This window comes from Flavobacterium sp. AJR, from assembly GCF_002156885.1.
GTDB lineage: Bacteria > Bacteroidota > Bacteroidia > Flavobacteriales > Flavobacteriaceae > Flavobacterium.
This window is the reverse complement of sequence record NZ_NCWQ01000033.1, coordinates 1-23,454: the sequence shown is the minus strand read 5'-3', so window position 1 is coordinate 23,454 and position 23,454 is coordinate 1. Positions and strand designations below refer to the sequence as shown.

Annotated in this window: 18 protein-coding genes and 1 pseudogene; 11 read left to right on the top strand and 8 right to left on the bottom strand. The window is 31.9% G+C overall.

Features of this window, described 5'->3' with window-relative positions; all coding sequences use genetic code 11:
- Positions 1 to 19: 19 nt before the first annotated feature.
- Positions 20 to 322 carry a hypothetical protein gene (locus tag B8T70_RS10330; protein ID WP_240474748.1) on the bottom strand — a complete coding sequence of 101 codons (303 nt, stop codon included), beginning with the start codon at positions 320 to 322 and terminating at the stop codon, positions 20 to 22.
- Positions 323 to 817: 495 nt separating this feature from the next.
- On the opposite strand from B8T70_RS10330, the gene B8T70_RS10325 reads away from it, so the two are divergent.
- The 5 genes from B8T70_RS10325 to B8T70_RS10305 all read left to right on the top strand — a co-directional run bounded on the left by B8T70_RS10325 (position 818) and on the right by B8T70_RS10305 (position 5,343).
- Positions 818 to 1,273: a hypothetical protein gene (locus tag B8T70_RS10325; protein WP_039114692.1), complete on the top strand. Its 456-nt coding sequence runs from the start codon at positions 818 to 820 to the stop codon at positions 1,271 to 1,273.
- The gene (locus B8T70_RS10320) at positions 1,263 to 3,149 is read left to right on the top strand and encodes a GMC family oxidoreductase (RefSeq protein WP_086894788.1); all 1,887 of its coding nucleotides are present in this window, start codon (positions 1,263 to 1,265) and stop codon (positions 3,147 to 3,149) included. Before B8T70_RS10325 ends, B8T70_RS10320 begins: the two co-directional genes overlap by 11 nt.
- A gap of 7 nt (positions 3,150 to 3,156) precedes the next feature.
- Positions 3,157 to 4,386, top strand: coding sequence for a ferritin-like protein (locus B8T70_RS10315; RefSeq protein WP_086894787.1), 1,230 nt, complete (start codon positions 3,157 to 3,159; stop codon positions 4,384 to 4,386).
- Between the two features lie 51 nt (positions 4,387 to 4,437).
- Entirely contained in the window at positions 4,438 to 4,794 is a 357-nt protein-coding gene (locus tag B8T70_RS10310) for a putative quinol monooxygenase (RefSeq protein WP_039114696.1), read from the top strand.
- 372 nt (positions 4,795 to 5,166) lie between these two features.
- On the top strand, positions 5,167 to 5,343 hold the full coding sequence (locus tag B8T70_RS10305) for a histone H1 (RefSeq protein ID WP_035625350.1): 177 nt from the start codon (positions 5,167 to 5,169) through the stop codon (positions 5,341 to 5,343).
- An 89-nt stretch (positions 5,344 to 5,432) separates the two neighbouring features.
- Here the strand turns inward: B8T70_RS10305 and B8T70_RS10300 are convergent, their stop codons facing one another.
- The 6 genes from B8T70_RS10300 to B8T70_RS10275 form a co-directional block, all read right to left on the bottom strand.
- Positions 5,433 to 6,416 carry an LLM class oxidoreductase gene (locus B8T70_RS10300; protein ID WP_086894786.1) on the bottom strand — a complete coding sequence of 328 codons (984 nt, stop codon included), beginning with the start codon at positions 6,414 to 6,416 and terminating at the stop codon, positions 5,433 to 5,435.
- 177 nt (positions 6,417 to 6,593) lie between these two features.
- Positions 6,594 to 6,893, bottom strand: coding sequence for a helix-turn-helix transcriptional regulator (locus B8T70_RS10295; protein WP_035628022.1), 300 nt, complete (start codon positions 6,891 to 6,893; stop codon positions 6,594 to 6,596).
- A 250-nt stretch (positions 6,894 to 7,143) separates the two neighbouring features.
- Positions 7,144 to 7,515: a YegP family protein gene (locus B8T70_RS10290; protein WP_086894785.1), complete on the bottom strand. Its 372-nt coding sequence runs from the start codon at positions 7,513 to 7,515 to the stop codon at positions 7,144 to 7,146.
- Between the two features lie 36 nt (positions 7,516 to 7,551).
- The gene (locus tag B8T70_RS10285; protein WP_086894784.1) at positions 7,552 to 8,775 is read right to left on the bottom strand and encodes a PAS domain-containing protein; all 1,224 of its coding nucleotides are present in this window, start codon (positions 8,773 to 8,775) and stop codon (positions 7,552 to 7,554) included.
- A 550-nt stretch (positions 8,776 to 9,325) separates the two neighbouring features.
- On the bottom strand, positions 9,326 to 9,973 hold the full coding sequence (locus tag B8T70_RS10280) for a response regulator transcription factor (RefSeq protein WP_039114701.1): 648 nt from the start codon (positions 9,971 to 9,973) through the stop codon (positions 9,326 to 9,328).
- Between the two features lie 73 nt (positions 9,974 to 10,046).
- The gene (locus B8T70_RS10275) at positions 10,047 to 11,783 is read right to left on the bottom strand and encodes an ATP-binding protein (protein ID WP_123912095.1); all 1,737 of its coding nucleotides are present in this window, start codon (positions 11,781 to 11,783) and stop codon (positions 10,047 to 10,049) included.
- Positions 11,784 to 12,502: 719 nt separating this feature from the next.
- Between B8T70_RS10275 and B8T70_RS10270 the strand changes: the two genes are divergently transcribed.
- The 6 genes from B8T70_RS10270 to B8T70_RS10245 all read left to right on the top strand — a co-directional run bounded on the left by B8T70_RS10270 (position 12,503) and on the right by B8T70_RS10245 (position 22,983).
- Positions 12,503 to 13,060, top strand: coding sequence for a GNAT family N-acetyltransferase (locus B8T70_RS10270; protein ID WP_039114705.1), 558 nt, complete (start codon positions 12,503 to 12,505; stop codon positions 13,058 to 13,060).
- Between the two features lie 146 nt (positions 13,061 to 13,206).
- The gene (locus B8T70_RS10265) at positions 13,207 to 14,769 is read left to right on the top strand and encodes a sensor histidine kinase (RefSeq protein ID WP_086894782.1); all 1,563 of its coding nucleotides are present in this window, start codon (positions 13,207 to 13,209) and stop codon (positions 14,767 to 14,769) included.
- A 104-nt stretch (positions 14,770 to 14,873) separates the two neighbouring features.
- A complete protein-coding gene (locus tag B8T70_RS10260) occupies positions 14,874 to 17,468 on the top strand; it encodes a zinc-dependent metalloprotease (RefSeq protein WP_086894781.1) in 2,595 nt (864 codons plus the stop codon).
- 27 nt (positions 17,469 to 17,495) lie between these two features.
- The gene (locus B8T70_RS10255) at positions 17,496 to 20,834 is read left to right on the top strand and encodes a SusC/RagA family TonB-linked outer membrane protein (protein WP_086894780.1); all 3,339 of its coding nucleotides are present in this window, start codon (positions 17,496 to 17,498) and stop codon (positions 20,832 to 20,834) included.
- Positions 20,835 to 20,844: 10 nt separating this feature from the next.
- Complete coding sequence (locus tag B8T70_RS10250; protein ID WP_086894779.1) at positions 20,845 to 22,164, top strand: RagB/SusD family nutrient uptake outer membrane protein; 1,320 nt, start codon at positions 20,845 to 20,847, stop codon at positions 22,162 to 22,164.
- 60 nt (positions 22,165 to 22,224) lie between these two features.
- Entirely contained in the window at positions 22,225 to 22,983 is a 759-nt protein-coding gene (locus B8T70_RS10245) for a LytTR family DNA-binding domain-containing protein (protein WP_086894778.1), read from the top strand.
- 304 nt (positions 22,984 to 23,287) lie between these two features.
- Here the strand turns inward: B8T70_RS10245 and B8T70_RS23595 are convergent.
- Positions 23,288 to 23,454 (bottom strand): annotated as a pseudogene (locus B8T70_RS23595) (IS110 family transposase); the annotation flags it as partial.

Here is a 23,454-nt window from a genome sequence, read left to right as displayed (position 1 = left end):
AAAAATTTGAAAAATTAAATTATGCTATAGGAGGTCTAAATACCGAAAATAAGGCAGGGTTAGAATACAGGTTGGATGTATAAGGAATAATAGCAGACTCTTTAAGTCCAGTATTAAAAGGTATATAAATGGTGTGTTTATCTGTAGGTATAAATACAAGCTGTAATGAATAACCACTTATATTTTTAAAAGGAAGTTGCATATCGCGATCACCATCATTATCGTTTAGATCATCGCCCCAATAATGCATGGCCAAAAAATCAATAAAACTTACATTTCCTATTTGCTGATGTTCCTTAAAGTGCTCAAGTAATACAGGCAATTTATAAAATTGCTGAAAGAAGCCAATGTTAGACGCTATTAAGAAGATGAATATGTAAGGAATAACTTTTCGCACTTCACAAATTTACTTTTTATGGCAAAACAATCCCAATTTTAAATAGACTCTAAGCCATTTTTATTGATTTAAAGAGAGAAGCAAAATGCAATTTATTTTATTTCATTAATACGAGCAAAACATTAAACTATTTTCAATTAATAAGCACTTTTCGTTTATTATAAATAAATATAAGATAAAACCTAACAACCTGTTAATAAGACAACTCTTAAAGCTAATTATTGCTGTGTCAATAAAGTAGCTATATAAAAAAAACAGGTAAAAACACGTATTGCTACACTATCTCCTTTATATACTTTAGCTAGACAAACGCATTGATTATCAGTTATTTATAATCATTCTACGTAAGTAAAAATCAAAAAAATAATGTAATAGAAACCTAAATTATTAATTAACACCTAAATCCCCCAAACCAATCTTATGGAACCTATCCCCTATTCTAAACTTTTTTTAGAAGCTTCGGCATTACTTACTGGTTTTAGTAAAACAGAACTTAAGTCTACTGGAATGCAGGAAAGTTATTATAATACCATTCTTAAAAATATAAATAAAGAAGACGTTGATTACTTCTTTATCGATTTTAACAAACTACTCATCGATTCTAAACAGAATCCAAAAGTTATCGAACATGCACTGGCTACACAGTTTATGCCTACATCTTCTTATGGCAATCTAGCTCAAAGTATTATTGTTCTTTGGTATACAGGAAATTGGAACGGGAATGTAGTATCATCAGCTTCATACATACAAGGCTTAATGTGGGATGCGATACATGCACACCCGCCTGGAGCTAAACAACCTGGGTATGGTTCATGGTCAGATCTTCCTCTTTCAGTTAAACAATCAACTGCTAAAAAAGTTTCAAATGGAAAATAATAGTTATGATGTGGTAATTGTTGGATCTGGAATAGCTGGATCAATAGTGGCAAAATTGCTCACCAATGCAGGAAAAAAAGTATTGATGCTCGAAGCTGGATTAACAGCAGGTATAGCAATGGATCAGGAAGCTAATTACAAAAATTATCAAGACTATCTTACTACTTTTTATAATGCTTCCGCAAAAGTACCAAACTCACCTTATCCCGATGTAAAAGATGCACAATCTATAAATGTATTAGACTTACAGGTGATGCAAAAAAACAAGCCGTCTACTAATGGGTATTTAGTACAAATGGGACCATTACCTTTTGCAAGCGATTGTACCCGTGCTCCTGGTGGTACGACCTTACACTGGTTAGGTACAACACTCCGAATGTTACCTAATGATTTTAAAATGAAATCAAAATACGGTGTTGCTGTAGATTGGCCTATTAAATATGAAGATATGAACCGTTACTACGAAATGGCCGAAAATGAAATTGGTGTTTCTGGAGATGTAAAGGATCAAAACTATCCTATTGAGCAAAAAAGTATCTATAATAAGGATTACGTACTTCCTATGAAAGGTATCCCGATAAGTTATCTCGATAAAGTAATGACTGATGTAATAGACAAAAACAGTAAAATTATACTTAATGATAAAGCATACAAACTGTATTGCATTAGTACGCCACAAGGTCGGAATTCTATTCCTAATACAGATTATGATATTGATGGAGTAGCTTGGAATCCGGGTACAAAGAAACTGGATATAACCCGAAACAAATCAAAAGTAGATTATAATCCTGTGGGGTCAAACTGGGATCCTTATACTGGGCAACGTTGCGAAGGTAATGCAAGCTGCGTTCCTATTTGTCCTGTACAAGCTAAGTATAACGCATTAAAAACGCTTAGAAAGTGTGATATGGGAAATCTTTCCATCAAAACACAAGCTGTAGCTTCCCGATTATTAATAAACGAAACTTCTAACTGGATAAACGGTGTTGAATATAAAAAATATGTAAACGGTAACTCTAGTAAATACGAAACATTTACTGCCAAAGGAACAATATATGTAATGGCTGCTAGTGCTATAGAAAACGCCAAATTACTACTTGCTTCTGGTGCTGCCAATAGTAGTGATCAGGTAGGTCGTAACTTAATGGATCACATGACGGTATTACGATGGGGACTTGCCAAAGAACCTATTTATCCGTATCGTGGTCCGGGATCTACTACCAATATTCCAACATTTCGTGATGGAGAATTTCGTAAAGACCATGCCGCATGGATATTACCATTGGATAACTGGGGTTGGGCATGGCCTACATTTTCTCCGGGATCAGATGTAAGTGAGGCTGTTAGCGAAGGTGTATTTGGTAAAAAACTACGTGATAGAATCGAAGATCGCGTTACCCGACAATTCTTTACTCACTTTGAATGTGAACAAGCTCCCGACCCAAACAATCGTGTAACAATTGATCCGGTATACAAGGATAATATCGATAATTACAGACCCGTTATTCACTACAACGCAACGGAGTATATGCTAAAAGCTTTTGAAGCATCAGGAATTGTTTCTGAGCAATTGTTTGATCAATGTGGTATTAAAGATTTTACAGAGTACAAACCCGGAGAAGACCCTGATTATGTAACCTATAAAGGCAAAGGATACAGTTTTGCAGGTGCTGGACATATTGTAGGAACTCACCGCATGGGATTTACTAAGCAAGACTCAGTAGTAGATACAGATATGCGTACCTGGGATCATGAAAACCTTTTTCTTGTGGGCTGTGGCAATATGCCTACTCTAGGCACCTCCAACCCTACTCTAACAATGTCTGCCCTGACTTTTAAAGCCGCAGAAGCTATTCTTAAACAACTTGAACAATAATTAAATCATGGAAAATAATTTCTTTCAAAAAAATAATCCGAAGCGTCAGAAACTAATCAAGCCTCTCACCCATTTAGACACGCCACAAGAAATCGCAAACTCGATTGCTCTGCAAGGTGACGCTTTGCAAATTAAAGATCTTCCTGTTCAGCTAAAAATGTCTCAGGATGATGTCATGAACTATATCAAGGATATAAAACATCTTCAGCGATGCCTTAGGACTGCATTACAACTAGAACTTTCTACAATACCGCCTTATCTATGCGGTCTTTACACCATAAAAGAGGGTAGCAATGTCGAGGCTGCTGCGCTAATACGAAGCGTAGTTGTAGAGGAAATGTTGCACATGATATTAGTATCTAATATTCTTAATGCAATCACTGATCCTAAAAGTATAAAAAAAGGTGAAAAACTTTTTAATGTAAAAGATATCATCCCTACCTACCCTACCTTTTTGCCCGGAGATATTCGACCAGTTGTTTCCGAAGGAGCACCAGCGTTTAAAGTACACTTGCTTAAATTTTCTAAAGAAGCATTAGAAGAATTTTCTACGATCGAAAGACCATCGGATCCTAATGCGCCAATTACAAAGAATTTTGATAGTATAGGACAATTTTATGAAGCCATACGATATGGTTTAGAACGCCTGAACCGAGAATCAGAAGGCAAAATATTTAAAGGAGATCCTAAACGCCAGATAACTCCTGAGCATTATTATGGTAGTGGTGGTAAGATTACAAAAGTTACAAACTATGAAGAGGCTGAAGAAGCCATTGATGAAATCGTTGGTCAAGGTGAAGGTATAGACGGAACTATTGCTACAGATCATGTGATGTTTGGAGAAGATATTGAATATGCACATTACTTTAAGTTTCAGGAAATAAGTTATGGGCGTATGTATAGTGCCAATGATACTAATTTTCAGATGCCAGTAAGAAGCGTACCTACAGGCCGCCCGTTTACCGTAAGTTGGTCATCGGTTTATAATATGAAAGCAAATCCTAAAATGAAAGATTATAAGGATAATCCCGAACTATTACAAAAAGCCATCGATTTTAATAAAGTATATGTAACGCTGCTTAATAATATAAATGATGCTGTAAGCGGTAATCCCGATTTACTAATAAAAGGTATTGCGGTAATGTATGACCTTAAATATAAAGCTTTGGAATTATTAAATATTCCGTTAGCAAATGGAGAATGTGCAGGACCAACATTTGAATATGTAGAAGTATAATCTCTTTAAACTAATATTTTAATTCATCTATAAACTAAATACAAACCAATTATGTATTATCCCCTAATCGCAAAATGGACCATCTTGCCTGGAAATGAAGTTAAAGCAACTGCAGCTTTAAAAAAACTTGCTCAGGATGTAAATGAAAAAGAACCCGAAACATTATTGTATATGGTACATATTCCTAATTTTAATGAAAAAAGTTTACCCACGCCTCCTGCTGGCGAAGTTGTATTCTGGGAAATCTACGAAAATCAAGATGCTTTTTTTAAACATGTAGAAGGACCAATATTTAAAGAATTTGTAAAGACATACGGCGGCTTATTCTTAAATGATTTTAATGAACGAGTATTTATGATTACAGAAGTCTTGACCCAGATTGAGGGATTTAGCCGAAAAGCTTTTTAAGTCTATAAATTGGTTTAAATAATAAATCTGCCAATGTGATTGTTTGCTTAGAACGTGCTGTAGAAGTGCCGTGAACTCTTGAATTGTTGTAAAAATGATAATAAACATTTAGCAAAAAAACATTCAAATGGGCTGTACAAGCCATTAGTATGCTTAACGAGACGATTCTATGTTCTTTTTGTAAAAATAATCATGCTAATAATTGACAAAAAGCTTCGTTTTTGATGTAATTTTAAGCTAATATTATGTTTTAAAGCCCCTAAAACATTAGGATTGTGGGCTTTGAAAAAAAATAATGATTTTAACAGCAAATTATTTAGTACTTACGAACAAAATTTTACTTTTGCGCCTTAATTAAATAAAAGCATTATCATGAACGACTTATTCGCCAAAATCACGACAGAATTCGAAACATTCAAAAATGAATATGAGTCTTTAATGGACAAAGGTGTGAAAGCAGCTGGACCAAGAGCTCGTAAATCAACTTTAGAATTAGAGAAATTATTAAAAGAATTTAGAAAAGTTTCTGTAGAAGAATCTAAAAAATAAATTTATTCTCAAGTTAAAAAGCCCTCCTGAATTTGATTCTGGAGGGCTTTCTTTTTTACTACAACACTGTAATTATATTCTATTAATATTTAACTATTTAGTGATGGAAAGTGAGGCAGAACTTCCTCTGCCAGTTCATCAATAATTTCTGGTATTGGTCGTTTACTGAACTGAATACCTAATGCTGCATGATTTACACCAGCTTCTTGCCATTCTGATAATAAATCGATAAGTCCTAATCTTCCTGTTTTTAGTATAAATCCTCCTCTTAGTGCTGTTCTGGGGAAATATGGATCTTCATCCAACTCAATCCATTCGTTAGTCATATGTGGTTTGAATTGCTGGTTCGGAATAAGGTCTCTCCAAGCATTTATTTTTTCGCCCAAGCGAATCGTATCATTTTTGTGAGCTGTAGCTCCTGGATATGTAATCCAGCCATCGCTATTATTTGCTATCCATTCTAATGATTGCTGACTTGATCCAGTAACAAGAGCCGGAATGGATTTTGCCACAGGTTTAGGAAGCAGATCTACCCCATTTAGATAAGTTAATTCAGAATTTATTTTAGGGAATGATTCTTGACTTATATGACGGAATTCTTGTAATATTTGCCTAAAACGTTCCCCACGTTTTTCAAAAGGCAGTCCGAATGCAGGAAATTCGGCAGCACGATCGCCAGAACCAACTCCGAGGATTAATCTGTTATTTGATAATTGATCCAAAGATGCAGTAATTTTAGCCAAGGCGATTGGATGCCAAAAAGGCAATACAATACTTCCTGTACCTAAAGCTACATTTTTGGTTTGTCCCGCAAGGTATGAGAGATAAGTAAATGCATCATATACCTGACCAGCATCGCCAAAACTAGGATCAAACAATGGAATATCTCGTACCCAGATAGCGCCAAAATTCTTTTCGTCAATTTGTTTGATATAGCTAGTGTGATTATTAAAGATTGTAAGATCTCCAGCATAAAGATCTAGTGGCAAAAAAAGACCTATTGTTAATTTGTTTGGAGCATAAATGCGGTTGAATGCTTTGTGATTTTCGAAAGTTCTTATTGAATTTTCCATATTAATGTAATTTTAATGTTTGTGAGCTTTTGCAAAATTATTTTCAATATTCTTATATTATTAGATATCTAGAATTATAGATATTCTATAGTTTAAAAAAAAGAACTTATAAGTTCTTTCCTCTGTTATTTTAAATCAACATCTTGAATATTCTTTTTGTTATTATAAAAACAAAAATTATAAGGCTTGTTTAATGTAATCTCCTAATTCCTGGATTTTTTCTTCATTACGTTTGTAGTAAGTCCATTGCCCTTCTCTTACTGATTTTAGTAAGCCGGCACTAACCATTGATGATAGATATGATGATGTTGTAGATTGAGAAATACCTGCTTTTTTTTGTATAACGCTCATACATACCCCATAATCCTTTACCTCTGGTTCTATATCCTCAATTGCAAAATGGGCATGCGGATCCTTTAACCATGATAAAATGAGTATACGATGCTCATTAGACAACATTTTAAACAATTCAATCATATCTAGATATCTATAATTATCGATACAAAGGAACAAATAAATACTTTTACTATCAAAAAAATTAACGTAAAATCTATATTCTATTTTATTCCTGTAACAATTTAGACTCCGTTTTATCTGTTTTGCTAACTTTTTATTAGTCATTAAATCAAAGCGAGATTTGTAATATTATAAACCAAAAGCCCTCAAAAATTAAATTCTGGAGGACTTTCTTTTTTACTACAAGTAACTATGTTTATTCAATTTTAAATCAGCATGCTATTGATTCAGAATTTACATTTTTTTCTGATAATTTTGATTGATCTTCTGTAATTGCATGAAGTGCTTTTTCTTTTAAAAATTCAATTCCCTGATCGCGCGAAATTCTATCATCGTACATTTTACTCATTCCGATAATTTTTCCGTTAAAGGCCTTTAAGTTGAAATAAACCTTATTATCAGAAATTGTTTTTTTGTAAAACTTTGTGCTGTCTTGTGAATTTGTTTTTACAGATTCAATTCCTTTCTCGCACATAAATTTTCTTGTGTATCCGCTGCTTCTTAAAAGTATCTCTCCTTCTTCATTTATAAATTCAAACTGAAACTCATCATTTGTATTTTTTGTAATTACAAATTTCTCCATTTTTAAAACTATTATCTATTATATATTCTATTCTTTTTAATCATTGAATGTCACTGTAAACGTACTTCCCACCCCAACTTCACTTGCGACGTTTACAGCTCCATTCATTGATTCAATCTGGTTTTTTGTTATATACAAACCTATTCCGTGTGCATCTTCATGTTTATGGAATGTTTTATACATGTCAAACAACAAATCCCCGTGTTTTTTTAAATCTATTCCCAAACCATTATCAGTTATAGTAAATGTTTTTTTGCCATTTTCTATAAAGAAATTAAACTCAATTATTAAAGCTCTTTCCGGATCAGCATACTTAATAGCATTGGTGCAAAAATTCAATAAGACGCTTTCCAGATAAGCCGGATTAAAATTAATTGTGGCTTCTTCTGGGATGTTATTTATAATTGTACCAAAATTTTTGTATTTGTATGCGCTTACTATATCTAGCACTTTCTTTAAATATGAATTTAAGTTTAATGGTTTTACAATAATATTTTGGTTATTCTGAATATTTACAATTTGAGATAAATCGGCAATCGTATTATTCAAATCATTCGATACGGTTCTTAAATAACTAAATGCTTCACTGTTTTCCATGCCTTTATTTTCGGCATCGATCATATCCAAAAGCAATTTTAAATTCCCTGCATGCGAGTTTAAATTGTGTGCCACTATATGAGAAAAGTTCAATAACTGGCTATTCTTTTCACTGTATAGCTTCATTGTTTTCACCAACTCCAATTCCTTTTCTTTCTGGGCAGTAATATCAGTATGAGTTCCTATTACTCTTAATGGCTTTCCTTTATAGTCACGCTCTATAACTTCTCCTCTATCTAAAATCCATTTGTATTTTCCGCTAGAGGTTAATACCCTATGAAAATTTTCATAAAACGGAGTCTTATTATCAAAATGCTCATTTATAGTAGCGTAATATTCTTCTAGATCATCTGGATGTACAATTTCATCCCAACGTTCTGGATTATCAAAAATATCAGTAGAATTTATTTCCAGGATTTTAAAAGATTGTGACGAATAATAAACAGTATTCGTTTTTAAATCCCAATCCCAAACACCCGTGTTTGAAGCTTCCAGAGCAAATTGAAATCTTTCTTCCAGTACTTTGAATTTCAATTCCTGAGCTCTCAACTCTTTTATATTCGAAACCTTACTATAAAACATACGGTTTCCGTCCTCACGAAATTTTGAAGGGAAGCTATTCATAGCTCTATAACCATCCTTATTGTAAATATCAAACATCATATCTCTTCGCTACTAAATTCATCGACAATAAAACAAAAAAGAAATTATCTCTTAATATCCTTCACAAAGATACTAGCAATGAAATCAATAGTTTATAGTACATCGTACCACTTTATATAGAACTTGTACTACATGATTATGGGCATTAAACACAAAGGCTCGCAAAACTATTGATGAAGCTTTGCGAGCCTTTCTCTAATTGCGGTTAATTCAGCATACTAAAAAATAGATTATAGATGCAGATTACGCAGACGCACTGCGGTGCGTCTCTACACCAATTGAAACACATACAAAATACAATCCATCTATTTACACACGGTACTTTGCGCACTTCGCGAAAATCTTTGCGCTCTTTGCGGTTAACTCTAAGCTAGATCATAGTTTTTTTTAACGCAAAGCACATAAATTTTTTATAAGTAAGATTCTATAAAATCGCGGAGTTCGCTAAGCTTTATATTCTTTGTTTTTTAAGAAAAAAAAAGCGGAGCTTAAATGGCTCCGCTTTTTAAAATATTTGTACTTAATAAAAGAATAGTACTTATGCTTCTATTTATTTCTCATCATAATAGAGATGAAAAAGCTTTATTAGTTCGGCTAGATTATCTACTTCCAGTTTTTCGAAAATCCTGTTTTTATAAGTGCTAACAGTGGTTTTCTTGATTTTTAAAATTTCCAGAATTTCCAGATTACCGTAGCCTTTAACAAATAAACGCGCTACTTCCATTTCTCTATTCGATAATACTTCTAATGGATTGGTTGGTTTCTTAGTAATATAAGAATCCAGAATTCTGTCTTTAATATTCTGGGTCATATATTTCCCTGAAGAAATCATTGTATTTATCGCCAATTTCATTTCGTCTTCAGAACTTTCTTTGGTTAAATATCCCGATGCCCCAGCATTTAAATATCGCATGGCATAAATATTCTCCTCTAGAGCCGAGAATATTAATATTTTGACCTCTGGCTGAATTGCCTTAATTTCTGCCAATATATTCAAGCTATTACCATCCGGGAAGTTTACATCCAAAATCAATAAATCTATTTTAACCTCTTTTAATATTTTAAAAGTATCGTTAAAAGTAGCTGCCTTATAAACCATAGCGTTCAAGAATAGTTCTTTAACAATTAAAGTCACCCCTTGACGTACTACGACATGGTCGTCGGCAATTAAAAAACTATAACTATTTGATGAATTCATTGTTTATAAATTAAATTATTATAAACCCGTTTATACTTCTAAAATACGAAAACTGTATTTATTCTGTTTTATTTTAAACTGGGCTTAATATCAAATTAAATACAACTTTTGTGCCTTTTCCTTCTTCGCTCTCAATTTTGATTTCTCCATCAAATAATTCTACTATTTCTTTGCATAAATTAAGACCTAAACCTACACCTAAATCATTGATTTTGTTAGATACAGCTCCTTGGTAATATAATTCGAAAATATTTTTTAAATCATGCTCTGGAATACCTGCTCCATTATCCTGAATCTCTATTTTTAAATTATACTCATAATCCGAACTATTATCAAGATCAATCCCTATAGATATGAGTCCGTTTTCGGTAAACTTATTTGCATTACCCACAATGTTGTAAAAAAGCTGATGAATTTTTGTAGCATCAGAATACACTTCGTAATCGGAATTTAAATTAGAATTTAACTTAATCTTATTTCCTTTACTTTCTACCAGTGAAGACAAAGAATCGATAATTTGATTTATTTCTGATTTTAAATGAAAGTTTTTATTCTTTAGCTTAAGCTCGTGATTTTCTTCTTTTGAATATTCTAAAATCTGATTTGATAATAAAATCAAAGAATTAGTCGTAAACTGAATCGATTTGAACGTATTCTTTATTTCAACATCTTTTATAGAAGAACTGATCTTCTTACTATACATAGAAATTATATTTAAAGGTGATCTTATCTCATGGCTAATCATTCCCATGATTCTATTCTTAAAGTTTAAACTCTGGCGTATTTGGTTCTGTGCAATTGTTAATCTTTTTTCATACTCAAAAGCCATTCTGGTAAAACTAAAAAGTATGATTGAAACGATAAGCATCACAATTATTAATATCAATAATGTATAATTCCTAACCGTTATATTTGATTTGTACTGATCCTGTAATTTTTTCTGAGAATCGGCCTGTAGCGTATTTATAGGATTTGTATAGTTAGGCAATATCGTAGCGCTTAAATTTAATAATTTGCTATTAAGCTCAGTCAATTTTAAATCTTGATCTCTTAAACTTGAAAATGATTTCTTTAAATTATTAAACTGGTTTTCATAATATTTATTAGTCGTTACAAATACATTTTTTATTTGATCCTCGATACTACCAGAAATAAGTTTATCATTGTATTTCATCGTTACAACAATCTTTAATTGCTCTTTCTGAATATCCATTTTGCCAGCGAGCGCATCTCCCAATCTCGAGAAAAGTCCTTTTTTGGATACGCTATCAATTTTCATATAAGAATCCGTTTTAATACTATCCAGGATTTTCTTGTATTCAAACTTTTTAAAGTCTAATAAACTCGCTGCTTCTTTGTTATTTGGATTCGTTTGAAGCGCAATAATGGAGTCAATGGTAGATCGCAAAGCCAGAACATCCGATTCGGACTTGCTTTTCTCCATTAATAATTGTTTAAATTCCTGATTATTTGCAGTAACAGCGCTTAGTTTATCAACCAATTCACCAGTCTTATTTATTGATTCAGCATATTCTTTTAAAGAGGCTTCGTCTTTATTACTTATATAATTATTATAGTGCTTTTGGGAATTAATAAACGAATCATTAACCTCGTTCGTAAGTTGTTTTACACTGCCTAAATAGTTTATCGAATCAAAAATCTTCGATACTTTGGCTTCATTAGTCGATTCGTTATACCATATTATAACTGCCATGATTTGTAAAAGGATTACAAATGCCAGCAAAGTATAATGAATTACTTTTCTATGTTCGAATTTTAGTTTTGTAAAACCAAATGTATTTTTTGTCAAGTTCTCTTTAGTCAAAATTTATACTGTATTAAGGTTAAAAAATGAACTAATAAAAATATTAACTCATAATAACTGCTTTGATATAGGTTCTGAAGTAGTATATGTACTACATTTTTTAAATAGTTATTGTTTTTAAAATATTAAAATCTGTGTTACCAATTAAAGATTAAATAGGTTTAATTGGTGTCAATGTTTTTTTTGAAAAAAAATTAATACTAAACTAAAACAAGAACACGCATTTAAAAGAGATTTGGGGAAGTCTTTTAACTAAATATAAAAACCAATATGTTCATACAATTTACATATTTTAATTATTTTTTAGAAATATATTTTCTTTTTTTATGAAAGAATATTTTGCAAAAATAACTTGCTAGAATTTATCAATATGTAGAACATCGGATAGTCATACTCTAGAACTTGTTCTACAAGTTAGCGCTTTTTATTATACAAATATAAGTTTTAATATAAATGTGAATCGCAAAAATCGAGTTTGTTGCCTTTATATAATCAAACTTAAAGATTCTTAAATCACTTACAGAGTTGTAAAAACAACTATTAGTTTAGATTATTTGTACAATTCTGTTGATTGAATTTTATTACATAATCACCAATAAAAGTCGATTTTGATGAAAAATCCAAAATAAAACTTAATATATGTGTCTGATTTTGGTATATATGCAAGATTAAGGTATTTTTGCAAAAACGAAAATGAAAAGGTGATGATTATAAGAAAAGCAACAATAAAGGATTCCGAAAGTATTGCAACCTATTTACTATTAGCAATGGAGGATATCGTTTATAAATTTATTGGTGAAGAAAACTACAATAAAGCAAAAGACTTTTTGCTACACTTTATAGCAAAGGAAAATAATCAATACTCTTATCAAAATTGTTTTGTTGCTGTAGATGACAACGAGATTGTTGCTGCTGTAAATATATATGATGGTGCAAAATTAAACCTATTAAGAGAACCTATCGTACAATACGTTAGAACTCATTACAACAAAAATTTTAATCCTGAAGACGAAACTCAAAAAGGAGAATATTATATTGACACGTTAGGAGTTGATCCTAAGTGCCAGGGAAAAGGTATTGGGTCTAAAATTTTACAGTTTTTGATTGATGAATATGTAAATAAAAATCAACAAACTTTAGGATTACTTGTAGATGAAGCAAATCCTCATGCTAAAAAATTATACTTAAAACTAGGTTTTAAACCTGTTGGAAACAAAACCCTGATTGGAAAGAAAATGGAGCACCTCCAGATAAAAGGCTAAACAATAGATAGATTTAGCTGATATATTGATAAATACGTTTTATAAACCCCTAATAAGAAGAAGAAGAAAAGAATTATCTTTGCGAAAAATTAATAATACCACATTATAATAAGGACTTTTATATTCCTTGTTTTTAAAGAATACCATTGAATTTTAAATTAAAAAATAGCCTTTCTGGGCGTAACTTCTTTATTTTAGGAATTGTTTTCGTAGTCGTTACATTGCTTTCTATTTATATACTAAGTAGTTTAATAACACAAATATCCGAAAAATCAAATTCTACCAACGCGCTACGTAGCTTTATAAAAAAGCAAGAAGTTCTAGCGCTGGAGTTTTCACGTTTTCTTGAAATCGAGAAAGAAATAAAGCAGATTATTAAAATTAGCACTCCTAATAATTTATCAAATAATTTAAACGTTTTAAGTACTATACATGCCAATCAGAATCTTGTAAAAAACAATTGGTTCCAGATAAACAATGGAAAAATAGAATTTAGAACCTCTAATAAGAACGCTGATTTAAGAACGGATATCAGTGATTTCATTGCTAAAAACGGTGATAAAGATAAATTTAATTGTATCCTTAAAGATGGACAAAACATTTTTTGGCGTATTTATTTTAAAGCTAATGCAGCAAATGGCGAAGTAGTACGCTATGGTTATGATATTGATTTAAAAGCATTGCGATTCTATTTTTCAACCGTAGATCAATTGGCAGAAAATTATGCTTTTGTATTTGATAAAGAAGGAACTATACTTTATCACCCCGAAATTAAGTTTATAAAGCAGAATGTTTTTAAAATAACCGATGTAATACCATCAGATACAATCTTTGTTCCTAAGATAGATTTCACAAAAAAAATAGGCCTTTCCGAATATTTAAAATTAGACATTGTTAGATACACAAAACGTTTAAATGTAGCAGGTACAAATTGGTACGTTTGTGTCAATTTCCCAGAAAACATTGCAAATGAAGATGTAGATGCTATAAAAAAATATGCGTCATTAATTTACTTTATAACTACAGCAATCTTACTTATATTCTTTTATTTATTTGCGCTTTTTACCCGCAAAAGCTTTCAGGAAAAAGAAGACCTAGCCAAAGAAAAAAATAAATTGAGTTTAGAAAATGAAAAGATAAAGAAAGAAAAAGCATTGATTCAGTTGCACCAATTAAAGGAGCAAATTAACCCTCATTTTTTATTTAATTCCCTGAATTCCCTTTATATGCTTATTGAAAGTAATACTGGTGTAGCGCGCAAGTTTACTTTAAACCTTTCTAAAATTTATCGGTATTTAATAAATCCACCTGAGCAGAATATTGTTACACTGAAAGAAGAACTTCTATTTATAGAAAAGTATATCTTTTTGCAACAAACCAGATATAAAGACGAATTTAACTTTACGATAACAATCGAAGACAATAGTGTTTTATCAAAAAAAGTACCCTACTTAGCTTTTCAGATCGCGATAGAAAACGCTATCAAACACAACATTGCTTCAGATGAAAATCCGTTAAATATAACAATTACCATCCAGGAAAATAAGGTGGTCATTACCAATAATCTAAACGAAAAACAAAACTTCGGGAAGGAGTCTAAGTTTGGTCATAAGTACTTACAAAGTATTTACAACTACTATTCTAAAACCGATTTTGAGACGTTTAAAAGAGACGGTTTTTTTGTCTGTATTTTACCCTTAATTGAATAAAAAAAGCATTCACTCCCGAAAAAAAGCCACTCACTCCATTTTGTTTTTTTTAACGTAATGGATGCAATATTTTAGGCGAAAAATTAACCTAAACTTAACTTCAAATGAGGGAAAAGGCATTATTGAAATATTTAAAAAACACATTTATTCTACTATTATTAATTAGTAGTACTACAATTATTGCGCAGAAAAAAGATAAAAAAAGTAAAGAAAACAAAACTGAACAAGCAAAGGATTCTACAAGCAACAAAAAAGGAAAAAAATATAACGATCTTTTAAAGGACGCAACCGTAAAAAAAGGATTATTTAACATTATACAAGCTAAAACTGATCTTTATCTAGAAATAAATGATTCTCTTTTTCAGAGAGAATTTCTTGTGGTAAATAAAATTTCGAATGTCCCAATGCAGGTTAATGAGGCTGGATTAAACAAAGGAATGAACTATGAAAACAAGATCATCACTTTCCATAAAGATCTTGTTGCCAAAAAAGTATGGGTAAAATCATCTGTACCAAATGTTTCATCTCCAGTAGGTGATGCAATAACTGCTTCGGTAAACAATAACTTTTCGGAGTCTATTATAGAGGTTTTTGATATCGAAACAAAAAATAATGATTCGACTGCGGTTGTAATCAAAGCAAATAAAGTTTTTGACGGAAAACAAAAAAGTTTTAATGATGTTTTGAGCAACATAGGTTTTGGTGGTTCAGTAAAATCAGAGCTATCTTATATAGAATATGCAAAATCGTTCCCGAAAAATATAGTTGTTAAATCGCAACTTACAACTTCAGTAAGCGAAGGTGGTCCTGCCCTATCAGTTACCATTGGAGTAACTAGTAATATTATCTTATTAGATAAAGTTCCTATGCAACCTCGTTTTTCTGATAAACGTATTGGATATTTTACCGAAAAGCACTGGTATTTTAGCGATGCTCAACATGCCATGCGCGAGAAAGAATTAATAACTCGATGGAGATTAGAGCCTAAAAAAGAAGATATCGAGAAGTACCGCAAAGGAGAATTGGTAGAGCCAAAAAAACAAATCGTTTATTATATCGACCCTTCAACTCCTAAACAATGGCGTTCTTATATTATAGAAGGTGTTCGTGACTGGCAAATAGCTTTTGAAAAAGCAGGTTTTAAAAATGCTGTTATCGCAAAAGAACCTACTGCCGAAGATACTGATTTTGATATTGACGATGTACGTTACTCTGTTATTACTTATGTAGCTTCTCCAAAATCGAACGCGATGGGACCTGCAGTTGTAGATCCTAGAAGTGGTGAAATAATCGAATCAGACATTATATGGTGGCATAATGTTATGACCTCTTTACATAGCTGGATGCGTATACAAACTGGTGTAATTGATCCTAAAGCAAGAGGAAATAAATTTAGCGACGAACATATGGGAGAAGCTATCCGATTTGTATCATCTCATGAAGTTGGACATACTTTTGGTTTAAAACACAATATGGGTTCTTCATTTGCTTATGATGTAGAGTCACTTCGTTCTAAAGATTTTACAGCAAAAATGGGGGGAACTGCTCCATCAATCATGGATTATGCTCGTTACAATTATATCGCTCAACCAGAAGATCACGTAGAGGCTATTACGCCAAAAATTGGTGAATACGATAAATACGCTATCGAATGGGGATACAGATGGTATGGGGACGAAAAAGAAGAACATACAGCTTTAAATGGTCTTATCTCAAAACATCAAAATGATCCAATTTATTTTTATGGAGAGCAACAAGACGAAATAATCGATCCACGTTCTCAATCAGAAGATTTAGGAAATGACGCAATGAAAGCGAGTGAGTACGGACTTAAAAACTTAAAACGTGTTGTAAATAATATCCTTGACTGGACGTATGATAAAGATGAGTCTTACTACGAAACTGGTAAACTTTATATTGGTACTATTGGACAATGGCAACTTTATAACAGACATGTATTAAGCAACCTTGGAGGTATTTATCTTAACACAACTGTACATGGTGATAACAAAGCAAGTTATGTACCTGTTCCTGCTTCAATCCAAAAAAGAGCTGTAGCGTATTTATTAAAAAACAGTATTACTATTCCTGAATGGTTGTTTTTTAACCCAATCCTAGATAAAACGAATGCATTAAAAGATTCTCCAGTTGGTCCTTATGAGTATACTCCTTATACCCTGGCGAGAGAATTACAATACAGTACTTTATATAGTATGCTTAGTGATGATCGTTTGTTAAGAATTACCGAAAACGAATTATACCAACGTAATGAAGCTAAAGAAAATGTGTTTACTGTAACACAATTATTTAAAACATTACGTCAGAATATTTTTGCTCCAACAATCCAAAATAAATCATTAACGATTATGGAACGTATGACGCAAAAGAACTATATCGATGTGCTTATTGTTTCTACAAACAAGCTTTTTGAGAAAACAGATGCTAAAAAATTAATCGAAATACAAGATAATTTAAACATTCCTCATTTATGCAATCAGCTAGATGAATCGAGAATGGCACGTAATATAAATCAATCTTCTCTTAAAAGAGTTTCAGAAGTAACCTCTGATAAAAAAGGAGAATTAAAACAAATTTTACAATTATTAAGAACCAAGAAAAATATTGGAAATCAAGAAACACAAAACCATTATTTTGATTTGATTCAACGAATAGAGAAAGCTTTAAATACCACACTATAAATCTTTTATCCTAATTAAAAACCAGAAATGAAAAAATTATTTTACATCTTGACCTTATTCCTGACGGTTGTCGGGTATTCTCAAGAAACTCGAACGATCACAGGAAAGGTAATTGATTACCAAGACAAATTACCAATTCCGGGCGCAACTGTATATGTTGAAAATAGCTCAGTTTCTAATAGTACAAATCAAAAAAGTGTTATCGAAAGCGCAAGTATCGGTACTATCACAGATTTTGACGGTAATTTTGAATTAAAAATATCAAGCAACACTACAAGTGTACGTGTAACCTTTATGGGCTACCAATCTTACACTATTAATGTTACAGCCCAAAAAAGCTATAACATTTCTTTAAAACCAGACTTAAGCGAACTTAAAGAGGTTGTTGTAACTGGATACCAAAAAATTGAAAAAAGAAAATTAACTTCTGCTGTTGCAAAAGTGAATATGGCTGATATTCAACAAGCAGGAGTTGCAAGTTTAGATCAATTATTAGTAGGTCAGGTTGCAGGTGTAGCAGTTACTCAAGCTACTGGTGCTCCTGGTGCTATTGCAAAAATTAGAGTTCGTGGTACAGCATCACTTTCGGGTTCACAAGATCCGTTATGGGTATTAGATGGTTTACCATTAGAGAGCAATGATGTTCCTAAAAACTTTGACAAAGACAATATCGACGAATTAAATAACTTTTCAATTGCTGGATTAAACCCTGACGATATTAAAGATATTACCATATTAAAAGATGCTGCTGCTACCGCAATTTACGGAGCAAGAGCAGCAAATGGGGTTATTGTTGTTACTACCAAAAAAGGTAAAAAAGGGAGCATGAAAGTAAATTTCATAGCAAATACGTTTGTTACTATGAAACCTGATTTTTCTAAATTAAATCTTTTAGATGCTTCACAAAAAGTAGATTTTGAGCTAGGATTAGCTAGCAGATCTGACTTAACTTATAGAGACACTGGCGGAGAAATTTCTCGTATACTAAATAAGTCTAATGAATTAGGGGCTTATAGAACGGGAGGTTTTTCAGCGCTGTCTTCAGCTACGCAAAATTCTATCAATGCCTTAAGAAACAATAACACAAACTGGGGTGATTTATTATACCAAAGTGCTGTAAATACACAATATGGTTTAAGTTTCTCTGGTGGAGGCGAAAAATCTGATTACTACTTCTCTTTAGGAGCTTATAACGAGCAAGGTACTACAGTAGGAACGGGTTACGACAGATATAATATTACTTTAAAAAACAACTTTGAAGTTACTGATAAGTTAAACATTGGTATTGGATTATTTGGTTCTGAAAGCAAAACAAAATCATACATAACAGATACAGATGGTTTTACAAATCCTGCTAATTACTCAAGAACAGTAAACCCATATTTAACTCCATATAATGCAGATGGATCTTATAAATACGACAAAGATATTAGTGGTTATTCTGATGTTTATGTACCTTTTAATTTTATTGAAGAAAGAGAAAACTCCTCTTACGAATTAAAGAACAGAGCTATTAAAGCTATTCTTGATGTAGATTACAGAATTACAAAAGGCTTAAAAGCAAGTACTCAGGTTGGTTTACAATTTGACAATACAGCAAGTGAAAAATTTGCAGATAAAAACACCTATTTTACAAGAAAAGAAAGAGAGAAAACGCTACGTTTTAATAATGGTAAGCCTGCTTATTTTCTTCCTGAGGGTGGAATTATCCAAAATACAAATACTGACTTTTTCCAATACAACTGGAAAACGATGTTAAACTACTCTGCTGTTTTTAATGAAAAACATGAGTTAGAAGTGATGGCAGGAAGTGAATTAAGAAGAAATTACAATACTAGTATTGCAACCAAAGCATTTGGATATGATCCAAAAACGTTAACTTCTATTCAAATAATTTTCCCTAGTGCCGATCTTGCAGACGAACCTGTTTATAGAGGCTATAAAAAATCTAAGAATGAAAATGCATTTGCATCCTTTTTTGCAACAGCATCTTATACCTATGACAGAAAATATACTTTCTTCGGAAGTGTACGTTATGATGGTTCTGACTTATTTGGTGTAGATCCAAAATACAAATACTTACCACTTTGGGCAGCTTCTGGTTCTTGGTTAGTATCTGAAGAAGATTTCTTAAAAGGTAATCAAACCGTATCTAATTTAAGATTACGTGCTTCTTATGGATTACAAGGAAATATAGACAAAGGAACATCTCCATTTGTAGTAGGAGAATATAAAATTGAAACTATTTTGCCAGGACAAACTGAGCCAAGTATTGCGATATTAAGCCCTCCGAATGATAAATTAAGATGGGAAAAAACAGAAAATACCAATTTTGGTATGGATCTGGGCTTATTCAATAATCGTATTAGTATCGTTACTGATGTATATGGAAGAAAAAGTAGTGATTTAATTGGTATTCAATCACTTCCTGTTGAAAACGGGTTTGAGTTTACTACCTTAAACTGGGCACAAGTAACTAATAAAGGATTTGAGATTGCATTGGCAACGAAAAATATTGATCATCCAAATTTTAAATGGACAACTAATATTAATTTCTCACACAATAAGAGCAACGTAGATCGTATTCAAATTAGAGAAAATGAACTTACTCCATCACTGCAAGGATACCCGGTAAGAGCAGTATTTGCTTTAAAAACAAATGGAATTGATGAGAATGGATACCCGTTGTTTGTAAATAAAAATGGAGAAACCGTTAATACCCAAACATTCTTCCAATTATACGATGCTTTAGCAGATGTTATACCAGGAGAGTTCGCACAATCTAAACTTGATACTAAAGAAATAAGAGATTTATTTACTTATGCTGGAGATTTAGATCCTAAGTTTACAGGTGGTCTTACTAATACTTTCAAAATACATGATTTTGATATTACAGTTGCTACCACTTTTAATATTAAACAAACAGTTGTAGAAACACCTCCGTATAATGGAACAATGGTAGATCGTGGAAAAAACTTCTCTACTGATATTATAAATGCATGGTCACCTACTAACACAGGATCAAACTTACCAGGAATTGTTGGGAATGATACTGGTACTGGCGACTCTTGGATGGCTTACAAATGGTATGCTGGAGCAAATCCAATAAATACCAATAAATATTTAGACACTTGGGTACGTGAGATGAGTTATATGAGATTAAGTAGTTTACGTTTTGGATATACTTTGCCTAAAAAAGCAATCGAAAAAATGTTTTTTGATAATCTAAGATTCAGTATTGAAGGAAGAAACTTATTTGTTATCAGCTCTGATTACAAAGGATATTTTGATCCGGAGACTTATGGAAACATCTATGCTCAGCCTATCCCTAAATCAATAACATTAGGATGTAACATAACTTTTTAATTAATTTAAGATGAAAAATATATCAAAATACCTATTCCTTTTTGTAGCTGCGATAGTAGCTACAAGCTGCGATGATTACCTGGATGTAAAACCCGCAGGGAAAGTAATTCCTGAAACACTTGCTGATTTTAGAGCTGTTCTTACTAAAGGATACGCTACTTTTCCTACGCATAAATCACTAACTTCTTTAAGAGGAGACGAAGTGCTTCTTGAAGAAGAAACCAATGATTTAGTATTCTACAAAGATAACTATATGTGGAATGATGCAAATCCGGATCTTATTGCTACAAAATTTCCGTATGCAGGATTATATAATTGCATTTTTTATACCAATGTAATTATTAATGAAGCTAGTGCTAAACTAGGTGCATCGCCAGAAAAAAATCAGTTGGTTGGTGAAGCATACGCATTAAGAGCGCTTGCTTACTTTGACTTGATTAACCTATTTGCAAAACAATATGATCCTGCAACTGCAAGTTCTGAGAGAGGTGTTCCATTGGCATTAGAAATAGATTTAGAACAGGCATATATACCACAAAGTGTAGAAATTATTTATGGTCAAATCTTATCAGATAAAGAAGAGGCAAAAAAATTACTAAACTTGGATACTCAGGCTAAAGGATTAAACTATCGTTTTTCTAAAGCAGCATTATACGCAATGGAATCTCGTATCTACTTGTACCAAAAACAATGGGATAAAGCAATACAGGCAGCAAACGAAGGAATGACTATTAATAATTCACTAGTTGACTTAAATGCTACTCCTATTTTGCCTAACAATTATGATACTAAGGAATCTATAATGGCTCTTGAAAATACATTTGAGAATAAATTAAAAAGATCTGCTTATCCAGCTCCAACCTTAACAAATGCATACGACAAAGTGAATGACTTGCGTTTTAAATTGTACTATAAAGTAAGTGGAAGCGGATTTATATTTTTAAAAGGTGGTGAATTATACCAAAAAAATACATTTAGAACTTCTGAATTGTATTTAACAAAAGCAGAAGCTTCTGTACAATTAAATGATCTTGCAACGGCAAGAACAACTATATTAAATTTCATTAAAAACCGATATAATACCACAGGTTACGCTCAATTGAGCACAAAGATTAGTGCTATGAACCAAACAGAACTTCTTGATTTTGTATATCAGGAAAGACAACGTGAGTTTGCCATTGAGGGGCACCGTTGGTTTGATTTAAGAAGAACTACTCAAAAACAAATCGAACATACACTGAGTGGTAAGACTTATACTTTGATCAAAAATGATCCGAGATATACGTTGCCTTTCCCATTAGATGCACGATTAAACAATCCAGAATTGTAAATTAATTAGCTCCGTTTTTAACGGAGCTTTTTTTTTTAACTTTGCAAAAAAAAAGGAGAAATGAAAATAGTCATTATTGAAGACGAATATCTTGCTTCAAGCTATCTGAAATCTATTCTAGAACAGCAAAGTATTATTACTATAAGTGAGATAACTTTATTGAAATCAGTAAAAGATGCAGTTGCTTTCTTTGAAGATAATACGGTAGATCTTGCTTTCATGGATATTCATTTAGGAGACGGAAAGAGTCTTGATATCTTTGAAAAAGCTACTATTTCATGTCCCGTTATTTTTATAACAGCTTATGATTCTTACGCTGTTAAAGTTTTTAAACATTTTACCATAGATTACCTCCTTAAACCATACGAAGAAGAAGAATTATTAGAAGCTTTAGCTAAATATAAAAATATAAAAGAAACATTTAATCCTAACCCAATTGTTGAATCACTTGTTACAATTGAGAATCAAACTAGCGTTCAGCATCACTTTTTGGTAAACCACAGAGATAAACTTATATCTATAAACGATAGAACAATCTCTTATTTTTATGCCACAGGAAAACATCTTTTTATTTATACAAATTCAGGCAATAGCTACTATTATAATAGCAATCTTAAGGATCTAATAAACAAACTAGACCCTACTCTATTCTTTAAAGTAAATAGAAAATACATTTTAAACCGCAATCATATTCAAGAAATCGTTAAGCATTCTAGTCAGAAAATAGAGTTGTTATTAAACATTTCTATTCCAGACACAGATCCGATTATTTTGAGTAAAAAAGAAATTAATAATTTTAAAAACTGGCTTGATTCGTGATTTTTTTTTAAGTTGCTAAGCTTCTGAGAAACTAAGGCTCTAAGACTTTGCGCCCTTTGCGTATTCCTTTGCGAACTCTGCGGTTAATTTTTTGCCACAGATTAAAGGATTAAAATGATTCCAAAACTTTGCGACCTTTGCGTAATCCTTTGCGAACTCTGCGGTTAATTCTCCACAATCTTGTCTCCCTGACGCAGGAAGGGTCTCCACAAGAAACTAACACAAAGTATTCTCTAGATTGTCGAGCTACTCGTGAAGATTTCTCGTTCCTCGAAATGAACTGTGTTTAAAAGCAAATTTATTTTTAATTATTTTGTAAATAATATTCATTTTTTGATGCTAAAGCAAATGCTTGTTTAAGTAGTTTGTTTGCTACAGCGATTAAAGCTATTTTTTTAGCTTTTCCTTTTTCGACTAATCTATCGTATAATTCTTTACAAGCAGCATTACATTTTTTAGCAGACCAAGAGC